Here is a 6581-nt window from a genome sequence, read left to right as displayed (position 1 = left end):
GCGAAGAAGGCCACCGCGAAGAAGGCCACCGCGAAGAAGGCCACCGCGAAGAAGGCCACCGCGAAGAAGGCCACCGCGAAGAAGGCCGTCGCGAAGAAGGCCGGCCCCGCCAAAGAGGCCTCCGCCGCAGTCGCCCCCGCCAAGCCTCCCCGGAGCGAGTCCCGCACCGCCTTGGTCCGTCGCGCCCGCCGTATCAACCGCGAGCTCGCCGAGGTCTACTCGTACGCCCACCCGGAGCTGGACTTCGAGAACCCGTTCCAGCTCCTGATCGCCACCGTCCTCTCGGCCCAGACCACCGACCTGCGGGTGAACCAGACGACGCCGGCGCTCTTCGCCAAGTACCCCACCCCCGAGGACCTGGCCGCCGCGAACCCGGAGGAGGTCGAGGAGATCCTGCGGCCGTGCGGGTTCTTCCGGGCCAAGACCAAGTCGGTGATAGGCCTCTCCAGGGCCCTGCGGGACGACTTCGGCGGCGAGGTCCCCGGGCGCCTGGAGGACCTCGTCAAGCTCCCCGGAGTGGGGCGCAAGACCGCCTTCGTGGTCCTCGGCAACGCCTTCGGGCGGCCCGGGATCACCGTGGACACCCACTTTCAGCGGCTCGTCCGGCGCTGGCAGTGGACCGACGAGAAGGATCCGGACAAGATCGAGGCAGCCGTCGGCGCGCTCTTCCCGAAGAGCGAGTGGACGATGCTCTCGCACCACGTGATCTTCCATGGACGGCGCATCTGCCACGCCCGCAAGCCCGCCTGCGGCGCCTGTCCCATCGCCCCGCTCTGCCCGGCGTACGGGGAGGGCGAGACGGACCCGGAGAAGGCCAGGAAGCTCCTGAAGTACGAGAAGGGCGGCTTCCCGGGCCAGCGCCTCAAGCCCCCGCAGACGTACTTGGACGCGGGTGGCCTGCCGGCACCCCCGCTGAGAGCGCCCTCGCCGTGAGCGCCTCCGCCGAGGGCCGGGGCCGGTTCCAGGGCCGAGTCCGGGGCCGGTTCCAGGGCCGAGTCCGAGTCCGGGGCCGGTTCCGGGGCCCGATGACGGAACGATCTGCTAGTGCGCAGGCGTTGAGAGCAGCAGAGCGGGGGTGGCGATGACACGCGCGAGCGACATGCGGGGCGGCCGGCTGGCGGTGTGCAAGGACGGCCTGCCCGACTGGCTGGACCCGGTGGTGCACGCCGTCGAGACGGTGGAGCCGCTCCAGCTGAGCCGTTTCCTGCCGCCGGCGAACGGGGCGGGGCGCCAGTCCGCCGTACTGATCCTGTTCGGCGAGGGTGAGCGCGGTCCCGAGCTGCTGCTCATGGAACGGGCCAGTTCGCTCAGATCGCACGCCGGTCAGCCGTCGTTCCCCGGTGGCGCCCTCGATCCCGAGGACGGCGACCCGAAGGCCGACGGGCCGTTGCGGGCCGCTCTCCGCGAGGCCGAGGAGGAGACCGGGCTCGACCCGCGCGGCGTCCAGCTCTTCGGCGTACTGCCCGCGCTCTACATCCCGGTGAGCAGCTTCGTGGTCACCCCGGTGCTGGGCTGGTGGCGCGAGCCGAGCCCGGTGGGAGTGGTCGACCCGAACGAGACGGCGCGCGTCTTCACGGTCCCCGTGGCGGATCTCACGAATCCGGCGAACAGGGCCACGACCGTGCACCCCAGAGGCCACACAGGTCCGGCATTCCTGGTCGAATCAGCCCTGGTCTGGGGCTTCACGGCCGGAGTCATCGATCGCCTGCTGCACTTCGCGGGCTGGGAGCAGCCGTGGGACCGCGACAAGCGGGTCCCGCTCGACTGGCACACATGACAGGGTGGCTCTCGTGTTTTTTCCGGTGACCGCAAGGTGATGAGGCGAGGCTTGAATCAGTGAACGTGCTGGACATCCTGTTGCTGGTCGCCGCCGTGTGGTTCGCGATCGTGGGCTATCGCCAGGGGTTCGTCGTCGGCATCCTTTCGGTGATCGGCTTCCTGGGCGGCGGCCTCGTCGCGGTCTACCTCCTCCCGGTCATCTGGGACGCCCTGACCGAGGACGCCGAGGTCGGCACGACCGCCGCCGTCGTGGCGGTGGTCGTCGTGATCGTCTGCGCCTCCGTCGGCCAGGCGTTCACCACCCACCTCGGCAACAAGCTGCGCCGGTACATCACCTGGTCCCCGGCCCGCGCCCTGGACGCCACGGGCGGCGTGCTCGTCAACGTCGTGGCGATGCTGCTGGTCGCCTGGCTGATCGGCTCGGCCCTGGCCGGTACGACGCTGCCGACCCTCGGCAAGGAGGTCCGGGGCTCCAAGGTGCTGCAAGGGGTGTCCAGGACGCTGCCCGACCAGGCGAACACCTGGTTCGCCGACTTCTCCTCGGTCCTCGCGCAGAACGGTTTCCCCCAGGTCTTCAGCCCGTTCAGGAACGAGCCCATCAACGAGGTGAAGGCCCCCGACCCCGCCCTCGCCAAGAGCCCGGTCGCGGCCCGCGCCCAGCGCTCCATCGTCAAGGTCACCGGCACCGCCCAGAGTTGCGGCAAGGTCATCGAAGGCACCGGCTTCGTCTTCGGCGAGCGCCGCGTGATGACGAACGCGCACGTGGTGGGCGGCGTCGACGAGCCGTACGTCCAGATCGGCGGCCTGGGCAAGCGGTACGCGGCGAAGGTCGTGCTCTACGACTGGGAGCGCGACATCGCCGTACTCGACGTGCCCGATCTGCGCGCGCCCGCCCTGCAGTTCGCGTCCAAGGACGCCACGAGCGGCGACGGCGCGATCGTCGCGGGCTTCCCGGAGAACGGGTCGTACACCGTCGGCGGCGCGCGCGTGCGCGGACGGATCACGGCCGACGGCGCCGACATCTACCACCGGGGCACCGTGCGCCGCGACGTCTACTCGCTCTACGCGACCGTGCGCCAGGGCAACTCCGGAGGCCCGCTGCTCACCCCGGACGGCAAGGTGTACGGCGTGGTCTTCGCGAAGTCCCTCGACGACCCCGAGACGGGGTACGCGCTCACCGCGGACGAGGTCCGGGAGGACATCGCCAAGGGCCGCACCGCCAACCAGCAGGTGGACAGCGACAGTTGCGCGCTGTAGCGCCGGGGCGACGCCGGCCTGCTGAGGCAACGTCGGGCCGGCCGGGCCTGCTGGTGCTGTGGCCCGGGGCCTGACGGCTTGAACGCTCAGCCGCGAGGGTGGCGCAGGCGCGCCGAGACCCAGCGGGCCCGGCGCCTCAGAATATGGGGGATTCCCAGTCGGGGGTCCGTGCCCTGTATCTGCGGGGCGCCCCTCTGGTGGGAGCTCAGGCCACTGGCCGAGCGGCGGTTGCGTGCTGCGTCACTGTAGTCGTGCGTCCAGCCCATACCCCGACGTCTGCCCCTGCCCCAAGGTCGATAACCGCCCCCCGGGCCCCCAATTGGCCTATGCGCCAGGCATTTGGCCGTTCGTAGGACAAGCGTTCCTATCCCGGGGTCGAGCGCCTGACGGACCGGCCCGGACGCCCTGGACGACCCGGCCCGAAGAGGCGTCAGCGGTCCGGTTCGGGGTCCTTCAGCCAGTTCACCAATTCGGTGGAAAACGCCACCGGGTCCTCTTCATGGGGGAAGTGGCCGAGCCCGTCGAACAGTCGCCAGCGGTAGGGCGCCTCGACGTACTCGCCGGAACCCGCCGCACTCCGGGTCCGCATCACCGGGTCGAGCGAGCCGTGCAGATGCAGGGTCGGCACCCGTACCGGGCGCTTCATGCGCCGGTTGAACTGGATGCCGTCGGGCCGGACCAGCGAGCGCACCATCCACCGGTACGGCTCGATCGCGCAGTGTGCCGTCGAGGGGATGCGCATCGCGCGCTGATACGTCTCCACGGCCTCGTCGTCCGGCTGCCGCGGCCCGGACCAGTCCCGCACGAGACGGCCGACCAGAGCACCCTCGTCGGCGACGAGCTGACGCTCCGGGATCCATGGCCGCTGAAAGCCCCACACGTACGAGCCCGCCGCGGTCTGCTTCATGTCCGAGAGCATCGCCGAGCGCCAGCGCCGGGGATGCGGCATCGAGGAGACCGCGAGCCGGCGTACGAGCTTGGGGCGCATCACGGCCGCCGTCCACGCCAGATACCCGCCGAGGTCATGGCCGACCAGGGCCGCGTCGGGCTCGCCTAGGGACCGTACGACGCCGGTGATGTCGAGCGCGAGGTTCGCGGGGTCGTAACCGCGGGGCGTACGGTCGCTGCCGCCGACTCCCCGCAGATCCATCGCCACGGCGCGGAAACCGGCGTCGGCGAGTGCCACCAGCTGATGCCGCCAGGCCCACCAGAACTGCGGGAACCCGTGCAGCATCAGAACCAGTGGCCCGTCGCCCATTTCGGCGATGTGGAAACGCGCGCCGTTGGCGGCTACGTCCCGATGGGTCACCTCTTTCCCGCCGGGGACGTCGAGCCGTGCGAACGAGGTGGGCTGCTCCGAAGGTGTGGCGGGGTCCGTCATGAGGATGAGCGTGCCACAGCCTCGGCGCTCTCACCGACTCGGTCGGTCCCGTTCAACTGACGGGGGTGCGGCTTCACGTTCTGCAGCACGGCCGCCGTCTCCTTGACCGACGCCGCCGTCTTCTGCGGACCCTTGCCCTTCTTGGCCTTCTTCGCGAAGACGACGCCGATCAGCGCGAGCAAACCGGCGACCAGCACGTTGGCGGCGAAGGACAGCAGGAAGCAGACCGCGAGGTTCCAGTCGCTCCAGGTCCGGATGCCGTACGCCAGCGCGAAGCTCAGCATCGGCAGGGAGAAGATGAGCACCGCCCCGGCCGCCGCGAAGGCGCCGCCGCCGACCGCACCGCGCTTGACGTCCTGCTTGAGCTGGGCTTTCGCCAGCGCGATCTCGTCGTGCACCAGCGCTGACATCTCGGTCGTCGCCGAGGCGAACAACTGGCCGATGCTGCGTTCGGCGCCGACCGGGTTGCCATCGGGTGCGCTCATCGCGGTCTCCCTTTGTCTTGGGATTGTCTTGGGACGTTGTCGTCCTTGGGCGTTGTTGTCTTGGGGACGTTGCTGTCCTGGAGACGGTTGCTGCCTTGGGACGTTGCTGTCTTCGGGACGGTTGCTGCCTTGGGACGTTTTGCGTGCGTGTCCGATCATGCCGGACGGTCGTTCTCCTCGCTTGCCCCGGCCATCACTTGTGCAAGCCTGCGGTGTTCGGCGGCCTTCCGCTCGTAGATGTCCGCCATCCGCAGGTGGTACGCGGGACTGTCCTGCTCGTAGATGTCGGGGATCCCGTCGAGGTCCTCGTCCAACTCCTCGGCCTCGTACAGCTTGCGGTACTTGGCGTTGCGCATCTTCAGCAGCACCGTCGACAGGATGGCCGCGATCAGCGAGCCGGAGAGGACGGCGGCCTTGACCTCGTCGGTGAGTACGTCGTCGCCCTCGAAGGCGAGCTCGCCGATGAGCAGCGACACGGTGAAGCCGATGCCCGCGAGGGAGGCCACCGCGAAGAGGTCCGGCCAGGCCAGGTCGTCGGAGAGCTCCGCTCTGGTGAAGCGGGCCGTCAGCCATGTGCCGCCGAAGATGCCGATCGCCTTGCCGACGACCAGTCCGAGGACGACACCCAGGGTTTCGGGCCGCGTGAACACCCCGCCGAGCGCGTCTCCCGAGACCGCGACGCCGGCGCTGAACAGCGCGAACAGCGGTACGGCGACACCGGCCGACAGGGGGCGGACGAGATGTTCGATCCGCTGGCCGGGGGAGTGCGCCTCGTCTTCACGGGTGGTGCAGCGCAGCATCAGGCCCATCGCGACACCGGCGATGGTGGCGTGGACGCCGCTGTTGTACATCAGTCCCCAGATGACGACGGCGAGCGGGACGTACAGGTACCAGCCGCGCACGCCTTTCCTCAGCATCAGCCAGAACAGGACGAGGCCGGCGACGGCGCCGCCGAGGGCCGCGAAGTTCAGGTCGGCGGTGAAGAACACCGCGATGATCAGAATCGCGAAGAGGTCGTCGACGACCGCGAGGGTGAGCAGGAAGGCGCGCAGGGCGTTCGGCAGGGACGTACCGATGACGGCGAGGACGGCGAGCGCGAAGGCGATGTCGGTCGCGGTCGGCACCGCCCAGCCGGCGAGCGAGCCGCCTCCGACGGTGCTGACCAGCGTGTAGACCAGCGCGGGCACGGCCATGCCGCACAGGGCGGCCACGACCGGGAGCGCGGCGGCCTTCGGGTCCTTGAGATCACCGGCGACCAGCTCGCGCTTGAGCTCGATGCCGGCCACGAAGAAGAAGACCGCCAGCAGTCCGTCGGCGGCCCAGTGCTGGACGGAGAGGTCCAGGCCGAGCGCTGCGGGCCCCAGGTGGAAGTCACGGACGCTCGCGTAGCTGTCGCGCAGCGGTGTGTTGGCCCAGACGAGTGCGGCGATCGCGGCGACGAGGAGCAGGATGCCACCGACGGTCTCGGTACGGAGCGCGTCCGCGACGAAGTTCCGCTCGGGCAGCGAGAGACGCCCGAGGAACTTACGGGCGGTGGGGCTGGGCGCGGCCACGGGGAGGACCTCCGGTCGGTGGGCAGGGTGGAGCACATGCCGACCAGACTTCCCGGCGCACCTAGGGGCTTCTCGTCACGCTGTGGAACTTCCCCCAGCGTACCCATTGATGTGGCCTGACCTCTC

The 6581-nt window shown here is 70.0% G+C and carries 7 protein-coding genes; 3 read left to right on the top strand and 4 right to left on the bottom strand.

The window, feature by feature from the left end:
* The 3 genes from nth to FE633_RS22860 all read left to right on the top strand — a co-directional run.
* Positions 1-933, top strand: a 933-nt coding sequence (gene nth, locus FE633_RS22870) for an endonuclease III (RefSeq protein ID WP_246113775.1), incomplete at its 5' end; no start/stop codon positions are given.
* A gap of 148 nt (positions 934-1081) precedes the next feature.
* Positions 1082-1777: an NUDIX hydrolase gene (locus FE633_RS22865; protein WP_138047024.1), complete on the top strand. Its 696-nt coding sequence runs from the start codon at positions 1082-1084 to the stop codon at positions 1775-1777.
* A gap of 59 nt (positions 1778-1836) precedes the next feature.
* Positions 1837-3036 carry a MarP family serine protease gene (locus FE633_RS22860; RefSeq protein ID WP_138047023.1) on the top strand — a complete coding sequence of 400 codons (1200 nt, stop codon included), beginning with the start codon at positions 1837-1839 and terminating at the stop codon, positions 3034-3036.
* Positions 3037-3122: 86 nt separating this feature from the next.
* Here the strand turns inward: FE633_RS22860 and FE633_RS48575 are convergent, their stop codons facing one another.
* The 4 genes from FE633_RS48575 to nhaA form a co-directional block, all read right to left on the bottom strand.
* Entirely contained in the window at positions 3123-3302 is a 180-nt protein-coding gene (locus FE633_RS48575; RefSeq protein ID WP_119101521.1) for a hypothetical protein, read from the bottom strand.
* A gap of 164 nt (positions 3303-3466) precedes the next feature.
* Positions 3467-4417 carry an alpha/beta fold hydrolase gene (locus FE633_RS22850; RefSeq protein WP_119101520.1) on the bottom strand — a complete coding sequence of 317 codons (951 nt, stop codon included), beginning with the start codon at positions 4415-4417 and terminating at the stop codon, positions 3467-3469.
* Positions 4414-4902 carry a phage holin family protein gene (locus FE633_RS22845; RefSeq protein WP_138047022.1) on the bottom strand — a complete coding sequence of 163 codons (489 nt, stop codon included), beginning with the start codon at positions 4900-4902 and terminating at the stop codon, positions 4414-4416. Before FE633_RS22845 ends, FE633_RS22850 begins: the two co-directional genes overlap by 4 nt.
* Before the next feature lie 155 nt (positions 4903-5057).
* Complete coding sequence (gene nhaA / locus FE633_RS22840; protein WP_138047021.1) at positions 5058-6455, bottom strand: Na+/H+ antiporter NhaA; 1398 nt, start codon at positions 6453-6455, stop codon at positions 5058-5060.
* Positions 6456-6581 lie beyond the last annotated feature (126 nt).

The sequence above is a fragment of the Streptomyces montanus genome, from assembly GCF_005786655.1.
Taxonomy (GTDB): Bacteria; Actinomycetota; Actinomycetes; order Streptomycetales; family Streptomycetaceae; genus Streptomyces; species Streptomyces sporangiiformans.
Note: the sequence above shows the minus strand (reverse complement) of the source record. Positions and strands in the feature narration are given on the sequence as shown.

Bases quoted from the DNA above. Each gene is read 5' to 3' on its own strand.
- FE633_RS22865 (WP_138047024.1), top strand. From the start codon at position 1,082: ATGACACGCGCGAGCGACATGCGGGGCGGCCGGCTGGCGGTGTGCAAG.
- FE633_RS48575 (WP_119101521.1), bottom strand. From the start codon at position 3,302: ATGGGCTGGACGCACGACTACAGTGACGCAGCACGCAACCGCCGCTCG.
- FE633_RS22850 (WP_119101520.1), bottom strand. From the start codon at position 4,417: ATGACGGACCCCGCCACACCTTCGGAGCAGCCCACCTCGTTCGCACGG.
- FE633_RS22845 (WP_138047022.1), bottom strand. From the start codon at position 4,902: ATGAGCGCACCCGATGGCAACCCGGTCGGCGCCGAACGCAGCATCGGC.